Genomic DNA, 23133 nt, shown 5'->3' on the forward strand with positions numbered 1-23133 from the left:
ATCGTTGCTCGTGTTCGTTACCCCATTGCCACTGGATATGGACCAACACTTGATCATGAAGATGCAGTTTCTGGCTAGCCATTTGGCGAGCTTGCTGCTCGATTCGGTGGGAGCGATTCACTTTCGAAACGGGGTAATTCTGACGACGGAAAACAACCAGTTCTTAACCGAGGAAGCCTGCAGCGGGATCCGCTCCCTATTCTCCTCGATGGCGGCGATCGCGATTTACGGCGTGGTAAACCGCTATCCGCTGTGGCGTCACCTGATGAACCTCGTTCAAGTCCTGTTCTGGGTCATCATCGGCAACGCCCTGCGTGTCGCAACCGTCATCATCGTCACCGACAATTGGACCGATCGGATCGCCTCGGGAACCGGGCATGAAATTTTAGGTTTGTTGGTGTTCCTCTTTATCTTCGCAATGGCGATGAGCACTGATCGCCTCCTGACCGTGATCCTTCGCCTGATCTTTCCCGCCTGGCAAGACTCTCAGTCGATGGAAGATCGCTACGAATCCACAACCGACAATCACGTCTCGTCTTCACTTTTGAACCCGACACCTTTGCTAAACAGCTATGCATTCGGCGCGTTTTTCGTGCTCTTCACCGGTGCTAGTTTACTGAGTGCGAACGCGTCGTACGCTCGTTTTTGGGTGGATCAGGAGAACCAAGCGGTAGAGCTCGATCGTTTGTCGGTTCCCAAACAGGAACACCTTCCGTCTCAATTGGGAGATTGGCAACTCAGCAAATTTGAGCACACCTACCGAGGCGAAGACGCGATACAAGCACAGGACTCGTACATCTGGACCTACAACCGTGGCGACCTGGTAGCACTCGTTTCGATTGATTGCCCCTGGTCCGACTGGCACAACCTAGACTGGTGCTATTCGGCGTTGGGATGGGAAACCCAGCCGAACTTTCTCGTGTCTTCGGACGAGCACGGTGACCAGGGTGGACGCGTTCACACTGAACTCACGATGACACAAGACCACATGCATGGGATGGTCATCTTCTCATCCGTTGATCGACAAGGTGAGGAAGTCCTACCGCCTCTCTCCTACCGCTCGCAAACCATGTCAGGTTTCCTCAAACAGGTCATGGGCAACATGGCGAGCGCGTTGACGTTTGATCATGCTGCACAATCCGAGATTCGCGGTGTATCGCTTCCTGCGAGCACGCTGCAGCTTTTCGCACCGAGCGGACGCGAGTTGACCGACCAAGATCGAAAAGAGCTTCGCGAGCTTTTCTTTGCCTTCCGACAAAAAGTGCTGGCGTCTCCGCGATACCAGACACCGCAATAGCCTGGGTATCAACGGCACCAGGGGGCTGACTCCTCGTGATCAGTGAAGCGTATTTGCCACAAATATGCAGGCGTCCCTTCGATGCCTTTTGTCCGGATCGCGTGAGTAGCCGATGTCGCCAAGCTTCGGTGGCCTGAGTTCTCACGAATTCAGCTACGGGAATCGGACACGTCCAATTTGAAAACGCTCTAGCCCCGGTTGTCTCAAGCACGCCGCGGCTAACGCCAATCGACTGATACGTTTGCGGAGAGGTTCTCAGTTGAGAGAAATCTCTCTGCTCTTCTCACCGCGCCTGCCCGCTTCCGGCAGAGCATCTCTTTTTCGTCTGTGACGTCTCCTGCGTCGAGCAAAGCGCGTTTGGGAACAGGCAAATGAAGTTGGCGTGAATCCGATGAAGATTCCACGTGCGCAACTTGCGAACTTGCCCCCCGGCAATAACATGAGCCTCGCAAGAACGAGTCGCATCCGACGCCCTCATTTTGCGTGAGAATCTCGGTGCCGAAACACCTTCGCGTTAACGTCACAACGCAACCATCCATCGACAGAAGCTGGCTTTTGTTTGCGTGTCCCTTTTATGATTGTCGACACCTAATCAACAAGCGCATTGGACGACTGACGCTCGGCTCCGAGCAAGCCCCACCAACAAGAACGTCGCCCCCAACTCTCGTTCCAGGTAGACAAACCAGGTAGACAAAATGAATTCGCCTGAATCATCCAAATATCGTGACCTGCTTCTATCGCTGCCCTCTGTTGTCGTATTTTGCACGGTAATGGGCATGGTGCTCGTCGGATTCTTTAGCACGTCGAGCGTCGAAGCGAAGTATCGTGCCGGTGCGCAGAAGGCCTTCAAAGACAATGAGTACGGTCGGGCGAAGGTGTTCTATGCCCGTGTTCTGGACGATGACCCGATGGCCAACCCGCGAGATTGGTTGTCCTACGCCGACGTTCTCGCGGCGACCGGGGAAGAACCGCGAGCCAAATCGATCCTGGACCAACTCGCTCCAGACGAAAAACCAGGTTATGGGCCGGCCCACGAGCGAAAAGCAACCAACATCGCTGCGAAATTGGGTGAGAGCAAAGATCCAGACAAACTCAGCAAATTGTTGCACCACCTCACGTACGGAAACGACGATCGAAGCATCGCTTGTTTGAAGGCGTGGAGCACGTATTACATGGCCGTCAACGAGCCAACGAAAGCGTTGGACAAGATGGACATGGTCGCCAAAATCGATCCGAACTACCTCCCCGTCGTCGCACATATGTTCGGCCAGCAGGGTGACGAAGCTCAAAAGTGGAAACTCGCGGAGAAGTCCGTTCAGCACCTTTCTTTGGAGCTCGAGCGTGATCCGATGAATCACCAAAACCGAATCCGGTTGGCTCAAATGATGCTCGTCATCGACCGGGAGGACGACGCCGGGACAACCTTGCTCGAAGGGTTAGCGATCAAGGACGACGCGACAATCCGCACGGCACTCGCCGCATACTCGGTTCATCGTTTTGCAAAAGAAGTGGAACGCAACGGAAAGTTCACTCGAAAGTTGAACTTCCTCGCCAAGGCATTGCAATTTGATCCCAAGTACGCACCTGCCTACACGCAGATGGTCTTTCTGTTTCGTCGTAATCGTGACGAATCAGAACGCAAAGAAGTCAAGCGGCGTCTGCTCGAGATGGTGACCTCTGGTCAAGGAGCCGCGCTCGCTCACTTCGCACTCAGTGATCTTTACGGGATCGAACGAAACGCGGAGCAAATGCAGTGGCATGCGGAAAAGGCGTATTCGATGGATCCAGGACTCACCGTAGTCGCAAACAATCTCGCATGGCTGCTAGCACACGCGGAAGATCCCGACTTGGATCGCGCGATGGAACTCGCTCGCGATGTTGTCAAAACCGCCCCCAATCAGCCGGAATACCTCGACACGCTCGGCACGGTTCTGATGAAACGCGGTGAGTACGACGACGCCATTGACGTTCTCGAGCGTGCCCTGCCAGCAATCTCCAGCAAGAAGAACGTCCACGAGAAGCTCGCGTTCCTGTATGAGAAAATCGGACAAGACACCATTGCAGACATGCATAACCAACAGGCACGCGGCATCGCGACTGCTCCGCGGATTCAATAGCGGTTCCACCGCATCCGAAAACACAACCGTCAACAAACGTTTGGCAACCACGGCATGAACTCCAATCGCAAACTCGTATCTCGCAACGCAAATTCGCAGGACGAGCAATTGCTCGATCTCAAAAAGGTTGCGCTGCGACACAAAGCGCTAATCGCGTTGGGAATCGCGATCGGCCTGGTCATCGGAGCTCTGTACTACGCCCAAAGTACTCCCGTCTTTCGATCCAGTGCGCAAGTTCTCATTGTCCGCAAGACACCGAACACGGAGATCAAAGGTCAGAACGCGTTCTACAACGATTACATGTCGACGCACCAAGCTCTGATCAAGAGTTCGGTGATCATCAGTCGTGCGTCACAGTTGCCTGAGATCTCCGCGTTGAAAACGAAAACCAAAGAGTTGCACGAAGGGCTGAATGTCGAACTCGATGAAAACGCGGACAACATTCTTCACGTGTCGTTTGAAGGAGAAGTCCCTGAAGAATGTCCGGTCATCATTCGAGGCATCCTGAACACCTATCAGGATTACCTCGAGGAAACCTATGACACCATGTCAACCGACACGGTTCAGTTGATATCGGAAGCTCGCGATTTGCTGCTGCGTGACATTCGCAAACAGGAGTTTGAGTACCGTGAATTCCGACGTGAATCGCCATTGCTCACGACCGACGAGGGCGGATCCAACCCGGTTTACAGCCGGATCGCGGCGATTCAGCGTCAACAATCGGAGTTGCTGCTTCGTCGCACCGAGTTGGAGTCGCTGATTCAATCGCTAGAAAATGCGATCGAGTCTGGATTGGAACCCAAGCATTTGGCGATGCTGATTTCCAACGCCGGAGTGCAACTCGCCGCAATGGATGATGACGCTGAACCGATGGGACTGGATCGCCTGCGGATGGACCAAAAATTCCATAGCCTGGAACTCGAGGACGAACGGGACCTCGCCGAGGGACTCGAGGCCATGCTGCTTCCGCTGAAACAACAAGAACAAGAACTGCTGACACTTTTCGGTCCTGGGCACCCGACCTTGGCATCGGTTCGGTTGCGTATCGAGGAAGCAAAGAACTTCTACAAGACTCTCGAAAAGGAATACGAAGAGCACCACGTTGCGATTCGCGAGTACGCGGACGAGGCGGTGGATGTTGGTGGCTACCGAAAATGGAAAGACGCCAGTGGCACGATGGAGGTCAGTGCGAGGTTGATCTCCGAGGAAGAAAACAAAGTCACTCTCGAACGAGAAAACAACGGCAAACGCGTGACACTCGCCACGGCGAGTCTCTCGAGCGATGACCAAAGACTTCTTGCCAAAATCCGAGCGGACCGCATTCGCAAACATGAAGAACTCAGCGAGATGGTCGAGATGGGGCTCACCCAACTGCGGCAAGAACTCGACCGGACCGTCCGCACCCAAGAATTGCTACGCGGCATCTACGACACGGAATACGTCTCCGCGAAAGAATTGACCGACTTTGAGATCGCCGAAGAGGAATTTCAAAGCAACATGGAACACACCCGCCAACTTTACGACGGCGTGGTTGCCCAGTTGCAGGCGGCGAGCCTGAGCCGTGATTATGGCGGATTCAAAGCAAACGTCATTTCACCACCGGGCTTTGCGTGGAAAGTCAAACCGGAGGCACTGATCGTGTTTCCCATGGCTATTTTCGTCGGCACGTTTTTTGGTTTCGGCCTCGCGTGCCTCGCCGAACTCGCCAACCGTACCTTCCGGACGTCGGACGAAATCAGCAAACACTTGATGCTGCCGGTCATTGGCCGAATCGCTCTGGCGAGGTTGTCTGCGAAACCTCAGCTCGACCCCGAGGAAATGGACGACAGTCTCGACCGTAGCCTCTGCACGTATTTCCGGCCCATTTCGGTAGAGTCCGAATCCTATCGCGCCCTTCGCACGACTCTGTTTTTTCACAATCGTTCGCGTGAACAAAGCGTGATTCAGGTTACCAGTGCTTGCCCCGGAGACGGCAAGAGCACCGTTGCGGGCAACCTCGGCGTGAGCATCGCTCAATCCGGGAAACGTGTTTTGCTAATCGATGCCGACCTTCGGAAACCACGGCAACACCTGTTCTTTGGATCCGAGATCGGAATCGGACTGAGCAACATGATTGTCGATGGTGCCGAACCCACAGATGCCATCCGTGCAACGCCGGTCCACAACCTGTGGCTACTCTCGGCCGGACAAAAAACGCCAGACCCGGCAGAACTGCTCACATCGACTCGCTTCGCCGAACTGATGGCGCAATTCCGAGAAGATTACGACTACGTCATTGTCGACTCCGGACCACTTTTGGCAGTATCCGATCCGCGAATCGTGATGGCTCACACCGACGGACTGCTGCTGTCCGTTCGTCTCGACAAGACCACTCGCAAGCAAGCCGAAACGGCTCGGGAAATCTTGCTCTCGCTTGATGCCCCCATTATCGGGATCGTCGCAAACTGCGTCCGGACGTCAGAACTGGACGCTCTCGGCCGAGCCAGATACGGCTACGGTGCCTACGAAGGTTACCACCAAAGCCGCAATGGCACGACGAGCAAATCACCCAGTCGTTTGACCAGCAATAACGGCCATGCCAATGGAGCGTTAGTCACGTCCACCGGCGACGTTGAAGTCAACGGGCATGGCGATACACACTCCAGCAACCCGCTGGAAGAACGCGGCAATCCCAACTCGTAATCCGTGAGCGATCGAACATGTTTGCAATGCAAAGAAACTCACGATCTGGGATCCTGCCTGCGGAAATCTCGATCGCGCAATTTTCAGCAGGCATGCTGTTTTTGGCGGTGTGCCTAGGCGTATCGCTGCTGCTCGTTTTGCAAACGTTCGGTGTGGTCGAATTGCCGAATTCAGGCACAGCGTACTTTTGCGACGGTGTGCTCAATGGCCCCTATGGCCCTTTTGCAAATTGGCCGATTTCGTTCTTGAGCCTCGCTTACTTCACCGGCATCACCGTTGGTTGGATCCTCGCGATCGACAAACCGCTGTCGTACCTCTTCTGCACAGTTGTCCGCATCGGCGCTCTGGCGTCCGTGTGGTTCTTGTGGACTCAATACAGCGACTCGTCTTTCTGTGTGTATTGCGCCGCCCTTCACGGTTTCAACATTGCGTTCTGGTTTGTCGTCGAGCGTTCACCACGTTCCACGGTCGCGATCTACTCCCCCGCGATCGGTGTGCTCGTCGGCGCGCTCGTGATTACGGCCATGTTACAAGTGGTGCTAAGCGAACAACGCAGCACTGCGATGGAGAAAACGGCCAAAGAACACCTGCTCGCGAACGATCCTTCCCCCAATTCGTTCGACGTTACCAAGGAAACACGTGGCGTTCTCGAAAGCAATCCACAGGAAAACCAAGTACCGCAGCGGACCTCGAGTCGAATCGCCACGAAAAAACCAGCAGTTCCACCGTCGCCAGCAAAACAATCCACATCGGAGGCAAATCGCGAGAATTCCAATGGAGTTGAATCGCACCAATCGCTCGCCATGGGGAATCAATCTCCGACCACCAATAATGACGCCGAATCCAATCTCACCGAGCAATCAAGTCGCGATGACGACGAGTGGTCATTTGCGGCAAACATATCGCACGCACGTACAGACGATTTCGCAATCGCCGCGTCCGTTCGTAAAACAGTGCGGAACGGCATGGTCCGGGTGTTCAACAAGCAATCTGAGCTTTCAGGCAACGGAGTTCTGATCGCGGTTCGAAAACCATTCGCATACATCCTCACTTCTGCCAGCGTGGTAGACGGAACGAAGCGAGTTTCCGTATTGACCGGTGCCTCCGATGCTTCCTCCCACCAATCTGAAAAGCACTACGCGACCGTTGTTGCCAAGTCCAACGCGAATGGTCTTGCAATCCTTCGCTTCATGAGTCGATCCACTCTGCCTGCCGCAATCCCAGTCGCTGGACAGTGGAACTCAACCGACGCTCCTCAGATGCAAGCGTTCGCTACAGGGCATGACGGACCAAACAATAGCACTTACGAAAACGAGGCATGGACACGTGCCGTCGTACGAGTGAAGCCGTCTGAAGCTGACTCCTTCATCGATACGTGGCAACTATCCTCGGCCTCGTCAACAAAGGGATATGGCGGGGCTCTTACCGACCAACAAGGCAACTTGATCGGACTGGCAACCCGGATCGATGGTGAAGACATCGCCTACGTTCACACCGATGAAATACGTCGATTTCTAGAGAAGAACGGATTGAATGACATCGCGTTCGATACCGTAAACGCCACCCCGTGACGTCTGACTCGATCGACGGTTCGCCCTATGTTGTTCACCAATTACCGCACGTTCCGAAACAGAGCCGATTCCATCACGCTCTTCTTTCACGACGTCATCTCTCCAGCAACTCGCCCCCGAGTGTCGCCATACGGCGATGCGAAGCAACGACTTGCCGAGCCCGTCACGCCTAACGCAATCGAACGCTACGCAGACCTGCTTGCGATCGCTGCGGGATGCATCCTCGCAGTTCTTCCGCATGTTTTCGCCTATGATTTCGGCGGGGCACTACCGCGCACACGGTATTGGACTGCAATCGCGGTCGGAGTCGTTGCAGTTTTGGCGTTGCCATCTGTTTACGCGCGGCGCTACGCACAGTCGGCGGTTTGCCTAACGATCCCCGCGATTGCGATTCTCGTTTGGCTGCTCTCCTACTGTCAAACGCTACCGATTTCCCCGAACCTTCTTGCATTCCTGTCGCCAGGATCTGCAGTGGCGTATCAGGAATGGATTCCTGAACAAATTCGTCATCCCCCGGAAACGCAGTCATCCGGGACGGTATCCACATCCGCCAACGTTGCAGCTTCCTCGCCCGCAAGCGTCTGTGTCGCGATGACCCGATCCGCGATGGGCGTGCCCGTTTTGTTCGCATGCGTTGCTCTTCTCAGCACGTTCGTGCTGCACGGTCGTCACGGGATCTTGACCTGGCTATCGGTGAATTCCCTTGCGGGTGCCATTTTCGCTTTCATCGCTGTCTACGATTCGTTGGTAATCGGTGCGTCCGAATTCGCTACCCCGCTGATCACACCCGATGTCTTTCAAGCGGCATCTTTCGGTTCGTTCGTCAACAAAAACAACGCAGCACTGTATTTGAATTTATGCTTGGCCTGCACGGTTGCGTTGATCTACCACCAAACCGTTGCCCATGAAGTCACGCAACAGTCAAAAAATTTTCGTGACAGAACTCCCCCGCCCAATCAGCAATTATTCGAACGAATAGCTGCCGCGATTCCTGACCTGAATGCGAGCACGGTTGGCTTGTTGGCAATCGCGGTGTTTCAGTTTGTCGCGATCTTGTTGTCCAACTCCCGTGGCGGGGCATTGGCCGCGACAGCGGGTTTGATACTCGTTGTGCTATTGGGCTGGGGGAATCGACACCGCTCCTATGTCATCACCGCCGTGTTGGCGGCTACGTTTGCGACGTTCTGGATTCTCGTATTCCTGGGCCGCGACGAGTCCACCGTCGACAACATGCAATCCATCTTCACACTCCAAAGTGGTTCGCAGGTGGGGCGAATCGATCACTGGAGAGATGGAATCACCACTGCATTTGCCTATGCACCATTTGGTTCTGGACTCGGAACGTATCGTTACGCCTACCTCCCGTATCAAGACTCAAACTTGGGAACATGGTTCCTCAACGCGGATAGCATGCCCATTGAATGGATGGTCGAGGGAGGTGTCTGGTTACCGGTTCTTGTGCTGACGGCGATCGGTTTCTTATTCGTCCAGATGCGCAAGATCATTCGGCTCGACTACCCATCTCACGTTCGCAGCATGAACCTCGCGGCAATCTTCGCCGTCGCAGCAACCTGCGTTTCTCAGTGTTTCGACTTCGGAATTCTTCAACCGCCAAACTATCTCCTCATCGCGAGCGCTGTTGGTTCGGTTGTAGGACTCTCCACGCGGACCGCCTGGAAGACGACCCAACATTCGTACGGCACATCGGAGTCACAAGCGGTTCCGAATCGACGTTTTCAGTTCGCCTGCGTTTCCGTCGTTGCTGCTGTTCTCGGAGCAACGTGGTGCGATACTCTGCAGGTTGCTAAACGCGATTCGGCAACCGATTATCAGATGCGATTGCTTTCCATCCTGCGGCACGAAGAGGTAAATCCGAACACGTTGCCTTGGACGCAGCAGAACCAAACCGCATCGCAGTACATCGCGGTCGATCCATCCCTTGACGAGATGCTCGAACAAGGTGGTGGCACACCGCATCTGAAGCAGTCGATCGCCGAAACACTGATATCGCAACAAGTCGACCGTGCGATTGAAAACATCGAAACACACGAGCGATCGGCGGACATAACGATTGACCACAAATTGATGAATGTTGAAGCCCGGCGTGTGGTCTTCTTCGAAATGCGAAAGCGTGACGCTGCGGTCCCGATATCCGGCGCTCTCTTGCCAGGACAATCGGAGTTGGAGATCCGCACTGCCAACCAATTGGCGAAGTCGGCGATGCTCGATTGCCCGCTGAGCCCCGCCAATCGTCAGATCATCCTACTTACCGAGTTCGCGAACGAACCCGACAACGATCGGTTGTCCAACGAACTCGTTCCTCAACTCATACAGCTATGGGGCGCGAACACGGATGTTCTCAAGAAGATCACGAGAATTGCTGGTGTTTCACCGGGGTTTGACGTTGCCGGCCCACACATCCTGCGTTCGATTCAACGCGACCCGCGTCGATCAAAGATTGTCCTGCCAATCATTCAGGACGCTCGGTTGCGGGAAGAGATTCTGCAAGCGATTCAAAATCGCAATGAAACCGTCGCGCCCGATTTGCCTGCATCGACGATCTGACATGATAATTTGGCAACCATGCTTACTCGAAAAAACATCGACACTCACAAGTTTAAAAAACACGATTCTGATGCGTGTTCCCATATTTGATTTCGCATACCTGTCATAGCGTTGCTTCGCAACTTTTAAAGTTACGTTGCCTCGCTCGTGCTGATCCGTTCGCCGGATCGTTTCACCTCGTTTAACCGCTCTGCCCCATTCACCTAACGAATCAATCACCTCATAGCTTTTGTGGTAAGTGTCAATGAACCGACTCATCACTGCGGCCATCCTGTTGGCATCGCACCTGTGCCTCTGTGGAAGCGTGTCCGCACAAAACTTCTCCGCCGACCGTTTGACCATGTGTCAGTGGGTCAAACGCGGCCAACAAGAAACGCTTCACGGACGCGTCCAACTACCGCCCGGTGTGGACGACAACAACCGACTCTCAGGTGTCGTCATTACCATGATGGGAAGCGATGGGAAGTTTCGCCGTTCGGTCACCGATGTGGACGGAACGTTTGAGATGACCAATGTTCCGAGTGGCGTTTATGCAGCGTCAGCGTGTGGCAATCACGTTTTTGCCGCGTTTGCGATGCATGTGGTCGACTCAACATCCACCACGAACAAGACATCCACGCATCTTGTTGAGATTCCGCTGGCGGACATCGACTGCCTAGATGTGAATGATGCTGTTAATCGATACCTACCGGACAATTTCAACCGACGCGATCTCGCGCTTCTGCAGGACGCACACTGGAATTTCCGAAGTGAACTTTTCGAGAGTGTCGGCTATCGGGTAGCTCGCAGCGGTGATGGGATGGTCGGACATTTGTTTGTCGCTGGGGTTCACGAAGATGACGTGATCCCGGTGGGAGCTACCAACGTGTTTCTCTACCGTGATGGAAAAGAGTTCAAGCGAACGGTCACTGGACCGGGAGGGCGTTTTGCCATCGATTCGCTCAGCCCCGGCTTCTACTCTCTGTTGGCGATCGGGCGTGATGGTATCGGTTCGATCGGTTTCGAATTGGTGGATCAGCCACGTACAATGTTCGGCGACAAAACAGACGGAGCCGTTGGTACTCGATTTATCACCGCGGTCCAACAGCCCAACGATGGCGGCAAACCGCTCAGCAATGATTTGGAATTGCGAATCGCGCCGATGCCTGAAGCTGCCTATGTGGTGGAAGATGTCGTGACAGACGAATACTCCGAACCGCCTCTGATGAACGGAGAAACGTTGGCTCCACTCGGGGCGGAAGTCCCTGCGGCCGGTGGACTCAGCCAGGGAGGTGCATTGCCGGGCGGCGGTGCCGGCGGATTCGGCGGCGGTGGAGGAGGCAGCTTCGGTGGCGATGCCCTCGGCATGGGATTGGGTGCCGCGGGGGTAGCCGCGTTGGGTGCCGCAGTCGGCGACGATAACAATGGGCTTCCGGTGACCGCACCACCTCCAGCCAGCCCTTCCATCCCTTGAGCCGCGACTGATTCGCCGGGCAACCAAAAGACCAGAACGGTCGTAGATCGAGAACTCGGTGACTTTGGGTCACCGAGTTCTTTGCATTTATGCGAAACGCGATTGGCGCTTTTGAATCGTCTTTTCGACTTCCGTATCGCGACTAGCGATATCTCCTATGTGAATACCAGATCAATTTCGAGACCATCCTTCTGTGCAACCGTTGTAACGATAATCGAGATACTAGAATGCCTTGCGTTCAGCCACCCAAACACCTACTACGCAAACCTGTCCCGTATCAAAGGAATCTTGACGTGCAACGTGTACTGTTTCCGCTGTTGATGATTGGTCTCACGTTCCTGCCGGCTTGCGAGCCGAGCGAGACTGCCAAGAAAACCGACGACACCTCGATCGAGTCTCGTGTCATCGATCCTGTCACTATTACCAAGACTGCTTACAAAGGCGAAGCGGACACCAAGACTCAGCCCACCGTTGACGACGAAAAAGCAAACGCTGCAATCGCAGAGTCTCAAACAACCGCATCCAAATCCGCATCCATCAAGCCGGCGTACCGAAAGGCACACGAAGATCTCGACGCGACTTTGTGGATGCAAACGTCTGCTGAATATTACGCGACGTGCCGCCAAGCCTATCGGTTAGCAGAGAAGCAATTGGCGACGGCAATCGACACGCCGACATGGTCTGCGGACTTGGTTCAACAGGCCGAGCTATCAGGACATCAATCTGATAAGAACGATCTACCAACGGCGGTGATTCTCGACATCGACGAGACCGTTCTGGACAACTCACCCTATCAAGCACGCCGAATCCGCGAAGACGGCAGCTTTACTCCCGAAACTTGGAAGACGTGGGTTGAGGAAGCTACCGCCTCACCTGTACCAGGCGTGAAAGAATTTTTGCAGGTGGCGAAAGACTCGGGAGTTGAAGTTTTCTTTGTGACGAATCGCGAAAACGCGGTCGAACACGCCACCCGGCGAAACCTCGAAGAACTCGGTTTGATCGAACCCGATGCGGTCGATCGGATCCTCAGCAAGCGTGAGCGAGATGAATGGACATCGGACAAAACAACACGCCGCGCCCACATCGCGAAACGATATCGAATCCTTTTATTGATCGGTGACGATCTAAACGATTTCGTCTCGATCGGTGAAAAGCCTTCTTCGCAAGCACGCCACGACCTCGCCGTCGAACATGCGGACATGTGGGGCACCCAGTGGATCCAGCTTCCAAATGCGAACTACGGCGGTTGGGAACGCTCTGTTTATGACTGGGACGACTCGGCCGAGGACACTGTCAAGTTGAAAAAGAAGTACGGCGCGCTCCAAGCCGAGTAATCTCAACTTCGAGCGGAGCCGGTCAATCCCTCGACCGCCTTACCGCAGCAATCGCTTTCGCAATCTTTCCGCTTGCGAGTCCCATCGCGCCAGCCAGCAAACTAGGCACGTCAGCGGATCCCCAAACGAAGACGTTGCCGCGGTCATCACCAGCCGCCAGGCGTCTGCTATCTCGACTCCATTGGACGGTGCGAAACGCCACCTCATCGGCATGCTGCAGCTTAAGCAACTCGACACCGGTGTTTGCGTCCCAGACTCGCACGGAACCATCCACACTCGCCGTTGCTAGCCGCCGACCGTCTGATGACCAGTCGAGACTGGTCACGGGTCCGGTGTGTCCGGTCAAGTGCAAAACCGCTTTGCCGGAATCCGCATTCAATATCGCAACACGCCCATCGGACATCCCGCCGGCGATCAACCACGCGTTCGGATGCCATGCAATACAGTCGAGCTGTTCGGGCGACGGAAAACGGTGCCGAAAGATTCTCTTTCCTGATTCGTCCCACGCATCAAGAAACCCATACGTGCCGGTCGCCACGCGGCTACCGTCGGGACTCCATTGAACACTCACCACGTGTTCTCCAGTCTCTATTTTGGCGAGCTGTTGCAAGGTTTCGGCATCGGCGACAACCGCCCCATCTGGTATCGATCGGATCACCAATTTCTTTCCGTTCGGACTCAAACTCGATCCGACGATACGCAATGAAGTAGCCCTCGGTTCGTGCACCGCGGAAGACTCATTAGCGAGATCATACATCATGTTTCGTCCATCAGACGTCACGACTCGCAGAGTTTCTTCATCAGATTTCCAACTGAATGTCATGCGCACGTTTTTGGCAAACGTTTCATTCACGACGGTCCGGCCCGCGTCCAAGTCCCAAACCAACAGTCGACTTGAATACTTTGCCGAACTCGCACCGTCAACATACCCGACAGCGAGGTAAGCACCGTCACGACTCCAAGAAACCAAGTTGCATTTTTGTTCCGGCGTCCCTGGTTCACGCAACACGTCGTGTTTGGAAACAGAGGCTTCGACGTCAATTACTTGAACCAGACCATCCGCCGATGCCGCGACCAATGGAGATTGATGTCCTGCGTGAATCTCATGAGCGGGAACGCGCAGCACTCGACGTTCTTCTTGCAGCTCAAACGAGTTCGCGTCCCATATCCGAATGACCTGGTCTCTTCCCGCTGAGACCAAACGATCCTCTCCTACAAAGGATATGGTCGAAACTTTTGGATGCTCCAACGTTGCCACCGGGTCTTTCTTGTTGATCTCAAAAACGGGAAAGCTGTCAGCGTCCGTTGCGGCAAACCGTTTACCAGCGGGATGCCAGCACACACTCGCATACTTCAGCGACTGCGGGGCATACTCAAAACGCGCGGCATCGGCGAGTCGCCAAGTTGTGCGGCGTCCGTATCGCAATCCACCGACCAAATGGGTTGAATCAGGACTCAGAGAGACTGACTGCAAGTTCGACCGTTGTTTCGGGTCATGTAGCACTTGAAGGCGTTCGCCCGAATCGATATCCCACAGCGCGATGAACCCAAAAAAATTGCCAGTAACCAAGATTTTTCCGTCACCGCTGAGGTCAAAGGCACGCACAATATGGCTGGCTTGATCAGCATGCACGTTCACCTCAAAAATCTTCGTGCCCGAAGCGACATCGACAACGACCGCCCTGCCATCGGAAGTACTGTACGCCAATCGCGATGCGTCGGCAGACCAGCGTAGGTTCCGCGCCTCTTTCGCTTGCGGCCCGGAAAGCGTGACGAGCCTACGAATGAACGAAGCATCACGTGCCGAGCGAAGCTCGATGCACCAATTCGAATCATCGCCCTTTGCGACAACCGCTACAGCGTCTCGCCAAGGATGAAACGCCGCATGCTCGCCGGCGATTGACAATACCGCCTGATCGCATTGGTCTTTGAAATACGCCCACTCCCAACCGCGAACATCCGGTTCGTCTTTTCTGGGCACGAGTTCTTCGAGGCGCTGCTGAAGATGCCCGAAGTCTCTGGCCTCCCACGCATCGATGATCGGATAAAGGCGTGCGACATATTGATTCCACACCGCTTCGTTTCGCTTCACCTCGAATTCGCGACGTCGAGCGTCTGCTTCGATTCGTGCATCTTCTGCTCGCCGTTGGTTCGCAACCGCTCGTTCCAACGCCTGTTCCTTCTCATTGCGTTCCTGCTCAGCGATGGCAAGACGGGACTCTGCTAAACGTTCCGCATCCGACGCTCGGATCGCAGACCACGTGCTTAGCATGCTCGCCATCAAGAGAACCACCGCGATACTCAACACCATCGTGATGAGCGATTTATTGCGGCCAGCATATTTGCAGAAGGTGTAGTACGTTGAAGGGGGACGCGCGGTGACTGTTCCCCCGTCGAGATACTGTTCAACGTCAGCGGCGAAGCCTTCGGCAGTCTCGTAGCGTCGACTGCGATCTTTCTCGAGCGCCTTCATGACAACCCAATCTAAATCGCCGCGTAACATCCTCGAGAACTTCGCCGATTCGGATCCTCGTGTCGATGACATATTCGCTCTCGATAATGTCGAAACAGGCTCTCCCGACTGGTTTGCCTGCGTATCGAGTTGGCTCACCCGAGTGCTAGGTTTGGGTGGTTCGAGTTCGCGAATTTGATGAAGCAATTCAACCAACCCGAGCTTCCGCATATCCTCTTTCAGTATTGGCGTTGTACCGGTCAACAACTCATAGAGAAGCACACCCAGCGAATAGATGTCGCTTCTCGTGTCGATATCAAACGGATTCAACTCCGCCTGCTCGGGACTAATGTATTCCGGTGTTCCGACAATCTGCCCGAGTTCGGTCAGAGCGGTACGCTTTGGCGAGTTGCTCTGAGTGGCTTTGGCGACGCCAAAGTCGATCACCTTGGGAACAGGCTTGCCGTCATAAAGACCGACCAGAACGTTGGAAGGTTTGATGTCGCGGTGGATGATCCCCTTCTGATGGGCATGTTGAATGGCGCGGCAAACGGGCACGAAAAACTGCAGACGTTGGCGGAGCGTGAGTTGCTTGCCGTCGCAGTACCGAGTGATCGGTTCTCCGTTGACCAATTCCATCACGAAGTAAGGCAGCCCCGCTTCCGTGGTTCCCGCATCGAATACCTGCGCGATGTTTTGATGATCCATCAAAGCCAACGTCTGACGTTCGACTTCGAATCGCGTGATCACGCGACGACTATCCATCCCGGTCTTGATCACCTTGAGCGCGACCAGCCGCCGAAAAGGTTCCACCTGTTCGGCGCGGAAAACGGTGCCCATCCCTCCCTCACCGATCCGCTCGAGCAACACGTAGTTGCCGACACGATCACCGCCCTCAAGCCCCGCGATACTTGTCCTCAACGAGGGCTTCGTTTTAACGGTACCATCGATTGGCCCTGTCAAGCTATCATCGACCTCAGCGGTTGAAGAGGTATCACTATTGCCCCGATTGCCTTCATCCATCAATGGTGCTTTCTAAAGGACCGTCAAAACCCCTTTGCCAACCGCAATGGAGTCGGAAAATCGAGATCGTCTAGTTGAATACGAGCACTCCTCCGAGTCCTTCAGCAAGGGACACTGGACGAATCTCTATCCGTTACCTAGAACCCATCGACAAGCAATGATGGTCGATTGACAGCCTAGCTATCATCGCGTCCTGCTCTCACCACGGCGACGAACAACACGTAGGCGATAGATTCCAGATACACTTCTAGTTCTATCACCTCCCTTGTTGCTTAACAAGATTTCAGAAGCGTTGATGACGCCCCAAGTGGAAGCGGAGGAAGATTCGACGAAGAAACCGTTCAACAGGCGTCTTTCTCGTCGCGGGATCATTATCCAAGCAACTCGCGAGGAGCATTCGGTCTCGACGCACATGACATACGCCGTGCCGTAGATTATTTTCAAACGAACAGGTCCACCCCGCTGCCGCCTTCCACTCTAGCAGGCTCACTGTGAACAAACCTCGTTTTCTGATTCTCGTCTTTGCCGTGTTGCTTGCATCGGATGTGGGCGCGCAGGTGTTTGTCGTGCAGACCGATGACGCGAGGTTTATGGATGGGGCGAAAACCGTTGCGACGGTCCCGCGTGGTTACGAACTTTACGCTCTCGACGCGCGTGACGATTGGCTGCTCGCGGTCGAACCGGAATCCCTGACGAGATACTGGATCTCCAAATCAAAAACGAAACGCAAGACGCTCGCGAGAACGGACCAGCAAAGAGAAGAACAATTGTGGGAACAGGTGTCCGAGATCGAAACGATTGTCAACTCAGGAACCGCAACCACCACACAGGTTCAGCAAGCGTTGAACTGCTTTAACCAGCTGCGTCAGATTTGGAATGACAAACACCCGCATGCGGCGACCGCACTGCAGTACTCCGGCATTGTTGCGGCCAACGCGGGAGCATTCGCTCAAGCAGAAAAGATTCTGAACGAAACGCTCGATGTTTATCAACAACTATACGGCAAAGAGTCACTAGAAACCGCCGAGATTCTTTTGGATGCGGCTCATCTCGCCAACGACCAACGAAACGGCGTGCGAGCGGCCAAACTCGCTCGTCGTGCTTGGCTAATCAATCACAATGCGATGGGCGCGAAGCACCCCAAGACCCTCGCGGCGACTTTCCCGATCGCATACGCGTTGGAATCCATCCAAGAATACGCAGACGCACTGCAAATCTACCAATCCGCCTACGATGCGTTGGTGAATAATCCGGGGAGGCATGATCTCTTCACCATCCAAACCCATGCGAAAGTCGCACGACTTCATCTCAAGCTCGACCGCCGGCAGAAGGCGATCTCCATCTATCAAACGGTCGTTGTTTCTCTGAAGCAGCATCATCCAAAACGACTAAAAGAGATCGCGCTGCAGGAACTGCGATTGGCCTCTGCAAAGCTAGACACCGACGATCCGGTTTCCATGGCAACGTTCGTTAGATCAATCGCTGATTTGGAACGACGCTACCCCGAGTTGATTCCCAACATTCAGGCTGAGCAAGAAGTCCTCCTCGCGAACTATCTGATCGAAGGCAAAACGCAACAAGCATTCGCGATTGTCGACGGTCAATTGCGGCAGATGAGAACGACGCTCCGTAAAGAGCTTTGGGGCATGGACGCTCAACAACAGAGCGACTATCTCGCCCGTGCCGACGGCTACAGGTTCTTTGCATCCGTAGCTCTCGCGGTCGATTTTGCACACGTTCCATCGGTAGTCTCGGCTTCCGCCGAATGGCTGATCAACGGGAAAGGGCTCGTCGAGGAAGCTCAGTCGGTTCAAGAAGGTGCTGTACTCGATTTACAAAAACGCGAAGCGTGGGCAAACGAACCGTGGGTTTCTTGCGAAGACCTCCGCGATGCCTTGGATGAAGACGAGGTGTACGTGGACATCCTCTCCTATCTCGATTTCGAATTCGATGCTCAGGCGGCCCCATCGGCAACGAATCCACGTTACGGTGCATGGATCCTGACCAAGCAAAGCGACGCACGCTTCCTTGACCTTGGTCCCGCGTCGTCGATTGACGCTGCCGTAGCGGGTTTACTGCAAGGAATGAACGACTCGGTCGAACATATCCCCGAACTCGGACCTCAACCCGCATTTGAAAAGCTGAAACCGCTCCTGTCAAAAGTGAGCCGATTGGTATGGCATCCGATCCGACAGGCGTGCGGGGAACGGACAAACATCATCATCTCGCCTGACCAAGAGTTATGGTTGGTCCCCTGGCACGCGTTACTGGATAGGCAAGAGGAAACGTTTGTCGCCGAAACACATACGATCCGCCTGCAACTCAGTGGTCGTGAATTGGTTCAATCCACCGACAACAACGCAAGCAACCCGGCCGTCATTTTTGCCGACCCAAACTATGACGCCGCTCTCTCCGACACCACGTCGACCCCGAATTCTGAAAACCAATTGCTCTCCACGGAGAACGCCATCCGTCTGCCGAATGTGCAGCGACTGAAGTTCACTGCGGACGAGGCAGACGCGATCTCGCCAGCGATTGAGCGTATCACCGGAGACAAACCTTCCAAACTTCTGCGTGACGCAGCGCTGGAGTCCACGTTTAAGAAGCTCGCCAGTCCTTCCGTCGTTGTCCTCAGCACTCACGGTTTCACGTTGCCACCGAAGGACGCGCCGAGCAACCCGCTGTTGCGTTGCGGTTTGTTGCTAAGCGGCGTGAACTCGCACACGTCGATCACCAGCCTGCAGGACGACGGCGTACTGACCGGACTCGAGATCGCCCGCGCCGATTTGTCGGGGACTCAATTGGCGGTGCTGAGTGCCTGCCAAACCGGCCTCGGGGAACTGGAATCGACCGGCGGTGTGGTTGGACTGCGCCGAGCGTTTCGAATCGCCGGTGCGCGGTCTGTCTTGTCTTCTCTGTGGGTGGTTCCTGATCGCGACACGATGTTGCTGATGAAAGGCTTCTTCGAATCGTACGCCGAAACGAATCAGCTTGCTTCCGCACTGCAATCGTCGCAACAAGAACTGATCGCGTCGCATCGAAAACGATTCGGCGCGGCCCATCCTTTCTACTGGGCGGCGTTTGTGCTGACCGGTGATGCTCCCATCCAACCGTGAATCATCGTTGGATCCAACCCCCGCGCCATCTATAGACAACTAGGCGTATAGACGTTGTTGCGAAATGACTCCTTTGCCTTTGCGGATACTGTCTTTACCCGCGTTCCGTTTGCGATAGCTCTCGAACGAAGACATATCCTCGGGTAGACTTGGACGATCACTCACTTGATCGCCATTAGAACTGGTTCACTGGAGCAGAAGAGCACACTATGCGAGTACGCAGCGGCGGCGGATTTCGAGCCATCCTTTATTCCCTAAAGAAAGGTCGTGAAGCAGGAGGGTACTGGAAATTCTTCAAGGCGATGCGTTCGCGGAACACCTGCAAGACGTGCGCACTCGGCATGGGTGGTCAGAAAGGCGGCATGGTCAACGAAAAGGGCGCCTTTCCGGAAGTCTGCAAGAAAAGCATGCAGGCCATGGTCTCGGACATGCAGCCGGGAATCGATCCGACATTCTGGAAGAAGAACCCAATCGAGAAACTGAAAAAGCTTTCGCCTCGTAAATTGGAATACCTCGGCCGACTGTTGCACCCGGTGCGTTACCGCGCGGGAGCTTCGCATTTCGAAACGATCACCTGGGAAGAGGCGTTCAACAGCATCGTCGCCAAACTGAAATCGCTCACGCCCGACGAAACCTTTTGGTACTTCAGCGGCCGCAGCAGCAACGAGGCAGGCTTCCTCTTGCAACTGCTCGCTCGAGTCTACGGCACCAACAACGTCAACAACTGCAGCTACTACTGCCACCAAGCCAGCGGTGTGGGGCTGCAGACGAGCGTCGGCAGCGGTACGGCAACGATCGATCTCTCTGATCTGGAAAAGGCCGATTTGGTGTTCCTGATCGGCGGCAATCCTGCGAGCAACCATCCGCGTTTGATGAGCAGTCTACTGCACGTTCGCCGCCACGGTGGAAAGGTGGTCGTGATCAATCCGGTTCGCGAAACGGGCCTAGTTAATTTCCGCATTCCGTCGGATCCGCTCTCGCTCGTCAAAGGCAGCAAGATCGCGTCCCACTACACGATGCCACATATCGGCGGCGACCTCGCTCTGTTGTGGGGTATTGCCAAATCACTGCGTGAACACGACCAGATCGATACCGAGTTTTTACAAAAGCATTGCCGCGACGACGCCGAGTTTTTGGCGAGAGTCGACGAAATTCCGTGGGACGAAATCGAATCGAAATCGGGAGTTACCCGCGACGAGATCGAAACCATCGCGAAGATGTATGCCGAGAGTGAGCGAACCGTCTTTGCCTGGACGATGGGCATCACCCACCACGCCCACGGAGTCGACAACGTTCAGGCGATCGCCAACCTCGCGATGTGTCGCGGAATGGTCGGTCGTCCGGGTGCCGGGTTGATGCCAATCCGTGGCCACTCCAACGTACAAGGCATCGGCAGCGTCGGAGTGACGCCAAAACTCAAACAACAAATTTTCGATTCGTTGCAGTCGAAATTTAATGTCAAACTGCCGACGACGAACGGCCTCGATACTCTCGCATGCATGGAGGGTGCCGCCGACGGTTCGATCAAGGCGGCGTTCTGTCTCGGCGGTAATCTTTTCGGGTCTAATCCCGATGCCGGATTTGCAGACCACGCGTTGTCCAACCTGGACATGAACGTGATGATGAGCACGACATTGAACACGGGTCATGTGCACGGCCTCGCCGCCGAGACGATCATCCTCCCGGTCCTCGCTCGTGACGAAGAACCGGAACCGACGACTCAGGAATCCATGTTCAACTTCGTTCGCCTCAGCGACGGTGGACCTCGCAGACTGCCCGGTCCTCGCAGCGAGGTGGATGTGATCTCGACGCTCGGCAAACGCTTGCTGCCTGACGCCGAAGGGATCGATTGGGACCAAATGCAGCATACCGAAACGATCCGGCAATGGATCGGTGGCGTGGTCCCCGGCTACGAGAAGATTCAATCCATTGGAAAGACAAAAGAGGAGTTCCATATCGGCGGCCGTATCTACCATGAGCCAACGTTTGGAACCGACGACGGTCGTGCCGTCATGCATGCCCACGCTCTGCCGCCACTTAAAGGAACCGGCGATGACGAGTTACGGTTGATGACGGTGCGGAGTGAGGGTCAATTTAACACGGTCGTCTATGAGGAGGAAGACCTCTATCGCAACCAAGAGCGGCGTGACATTATCCTGATGCACCCTGACGACCTTCGCAGACTCGGTTTGCAACATGACCAACGCGTCCGTGTCGAAAACGAAACCGGACACATGGACTCGATCCTGGCGCGAGGATACGAGGACATTCGCCCGGGTAACGCGTTGATGTATTATCCCGAGTGCAACGTGCTCGTTTCGCGGTACGCGGATCCACAGAGCAAAACCCCTGCGTTCAAGGGCGTCGTCGTCAAAGTTCTCGCAATGCAGACGGCGTAAGGCGAATCCAACTATTGTCGAGACAACGAATCCGTGACGGTTCATCCTCCCGGCTATTGAAACTCGATTGATCTCATGTCCCAACCACACGCCATGTCACCATCCCACGAAGTCGCCAATGCGATCTGGCGTCCTTACTGTCAGATGAAGACCGCACCGAGTCCGTTGGAGATCGTTGCGGCCAAAGACTTTCATTTGGAAACCGCAGACGGACGCCAATTGATCGACGGCATGGCGTCCTGGTGGTCAGTTTGCCACGGTTACACGCATCCGCACGTCATCGAAGCGGTCACCAAGCAACTCGAGCGTTTGCCGCACGTAATGTTCGGCGGAATCACCCACGAACCCGCCGAACGACTCGCGAGCCGGATCGCCGCGATGCTGCCTGCAGAACTGAAGCATGTCTTTTTTGCAGACAGCGGCAGCGTTGCCGTCGAAGCGGCGATGAAGATGGCGATGGGGTATTGGCGGCGGCGAGGACGGCCTGAACGTTGCCGATTCCTATCGTTTGACAACGCGTATCACGGTGACACCACCGGGGCGATGTCGCTGTGTGATCCCGATCGCAGCATGCATGCATCATACGGCGACGCGATCCTGTCACAACTCCACGCTCCCCTGCCGACGCACCCAGGCAACGAGGAAATTCTGCGAGAGATCCTCGATCGTCATCACCACGAAATCGCAGGAATCTTTCTCGAACCGCTCGTTCAGGGTGCCGGCGGCATGCGTTTTCATGACGCGGCAACGGTTCGACAGATTCGGCTGTTGTGCGACGAGTATGAAGTGTTGATGATCACCGACGAAATCGCGACCGGGTTCGGACGCACCGGTTCCATGTTTGCAATCGACACATGCCAAATCGTGCCGGACATCATTTGTTTAGGCAAAGCTCTCACGGCGGGAACGATGACGATGGCGGTGACCGTGGCAACGTCGGAGGTCTTTGACGCGTTCTGGTCCGACTCCGCCGGCGACGCTTTCATGCACGGACCGACGTTCATGGCCAACCCACTCGCGTGTGCAGCAGCCAATGCGTCGATTGATCTGTTCGAAAGCGAACCGCAGGTTGAGCGAGCCCGCGAGATGGAATCCAAACTGCTCGCCGGTTTGCAAAGTTGTCG

The 23133-nt window shown here is 55.0% G+C and carries 11 protein-coding genes; 10 read left to right on the forward strand and 1 reads right to left on the reverse strand.

Translation table 11 applies throughout. The features are described from left to right. From xrtU to RSSM_RS23230, 7 genes are all read left to right on the forward strand, one after another. Positions 1–1297 (forward strand): exosortase U (gene xrtU / locus RSSM_RS23200; RefSeq protein ID WP_044303378.1); only part of this gene is annotated, 1297 nt, incomplete at its 5' end. A 695-nt stretch (positions 1298–1992) separates the two neighbouring features. Continuing rightward, the gene (locus RSSM_RS23205; protein ID WP_008684932.1) at positions 1993–3414 is read left to right on the forward strand and encodes a tetratricopeptide repeat protein; all 1422 of its coding nucleotides are present in this window, start codon (positions 1993–1995) and stop codon (positions 3412–3414) included. A gap of 54 nt (positions 3415–3468) precedes the next feature. Next, on the forward strand, positions 3469–6096 hold the full coding sequence (locus tag RSSM_RS23210) for a polysaccharide biosynthesis tyrosine autokinase (RefSeq protein WP_008684934.1): 2628 nt from the start codon (positions 3469–3471) through the stop codon (positions 6094–6096). 26 nt (positions 6097–6122) lie between these two features. After that, positions 6123–7667, forward strand: coding sequence for a trypsin-like peptidase domain-containing protein (locus RSSM_RS23215; RefSeq protein WP_236621326.1), 1545 nt, complete (start codon positions 6123–6125; stop codon positions 7665–7667). A 27-nt stretch (positions 7668–7694) separates the two neighbouring features. Continuing rightward, positions 7695–10232: an O-antigen ligase family protein gene (locus tag RSSM_RS23220; protein WP_008684937.1), complete on the forward strand. Its 2538-nt coding sequence runs from the start codon at positions 7695–7697 to the stop codon at positions 10230–10232. A 244-nt stretch (positions 10233–10476) separates the two neighbouring features. Next, positions 10477–11685 carry a carboxypeptidase-like regulatory domain-containing protein gene (locus RSSM_RS23225; RefSeq protein ID WP_008684940.1) on the forward strand — a complete coding sequence of 403 codons (1209 nt, stop codon included), beginning with the start codon at positions 10477–10479 and terminating at the stop codon, positions 11683–11685. A gap of 293 nt (positions 11686–11978) precedes the next feature. Next, positions 11979–13019, forward strand: coding sequence for a 5'-nucleotidase, lipoprotein e(P4) family (locus RSSM_RS23230; RefSeq protein ID WP_008684942.1), 1041 nt, complete (start codon positions 11979–11981; stop codon positions 13017–13019). Positions 13020–13041: 22 nt separating this feature from the next. Here RSSM_RS23230 and RSSM_RS31885 read toward each other — a convergent pair whose 3' ends face one another. Beyond that, entirely contained in the window at positions 13042–16392 is a 3351-nt protein-coding gene (locus tag RSSM_RS31885) for a serine/threonine-protein kinase (protein ID WP_008684944.1), read from the reverse strand. A gap of 593 nt (positions 16393–16985) precedes the next feature. Here RSSM_RS31885 and RSSM_RS23240 point away from each other — a divergent pair. The 3 genes from RSSM_RS23240 to bioA form a co-directional block, all read left to right on the forward strand. After that, positions 16986–19610: a CHAT domain-containing protein gene (locus tag RSSM_RS23240; protein WP_008684948.1), complete on the forward strand. Its 2625-nt coding sequence runs from the start codon at positions 16986–16988 to the stop codon at positions 19608–19610. Positions 19611–19819: 209 nt separating this feature from the next. Next, entirely contained in the window at positions 19820–22009 is a 2190-nt protein-coding gene (locus RSSM_RS23245; protein WP_008684951.1) for an FdhF/YdeP family oxidoreductase, read from the forward strand. A 75-nt stretch (positions 22010–22084) separates the two neighbouring features. Then, on the forward strand, positions 22085–23133 hold a 1049-nt coding region (gene bioA / locus RSSM_RS23250; RefSeq protein ID WP_236621327.1), incomplete at its 3' end, for an adenosylmethionine--8-amino-7-oxononanoate transaminase.

It is taken from the genome of Aporhodopirellula sallentina SM41, from assembly GCF_000346505.1.
GTDB lineage: Bacteria > Planctomycetota > Planctomycetia > Pirellulales > Pirellulaceae > Rhodopirellula > Rhodopirellula sallentina.

Bases quoted from the DNA above. Each gene is read 5' to 3' on its own strand.
- RSSM_RS23245 (WP_008684951.1), top strand. From the start codon at position 19,820: ATGCGAGTACGCAGCGGCGGCGGATTTCGAGCCATCCTTTATTCCCTA.
- RSSM_RS23220 (WP_008684937.1), top strand. From the start codon at position 7,695: ATGTTGTTCACCAATTACCGCACGTTCCGAAACAGAGCCGATTCCATC.
- RSSM_RS23225 (WP_008684940.1), top strand. From the start codon at position 10,477: ATGAACCGACTCATCACTGCGGCCATCCTGTTGGCATCGCACCTGTGC.
- RSSM_RS23215 (WP_236621326.1), top strand. From the start codon at position 6,123: ATGCAAAGAAACTCACGATCTGGGATCCTGCCTGCGGAAATCTCGATC.
- RSSM_RS23210 (WP_008684934.1), top strand. From the start codon at position 3,469: ATGAACTCCAATCGCAAACTCGTATCTCGCAACGCAAATTCGCAGGAC.
- RSSM_RS23205 (WP_008684932.1), top strand. From the start codon at position 1,993: ATGAATTCGCCTGAATCATCCAAATATCGTGACCTGCTTCTATCGCTG.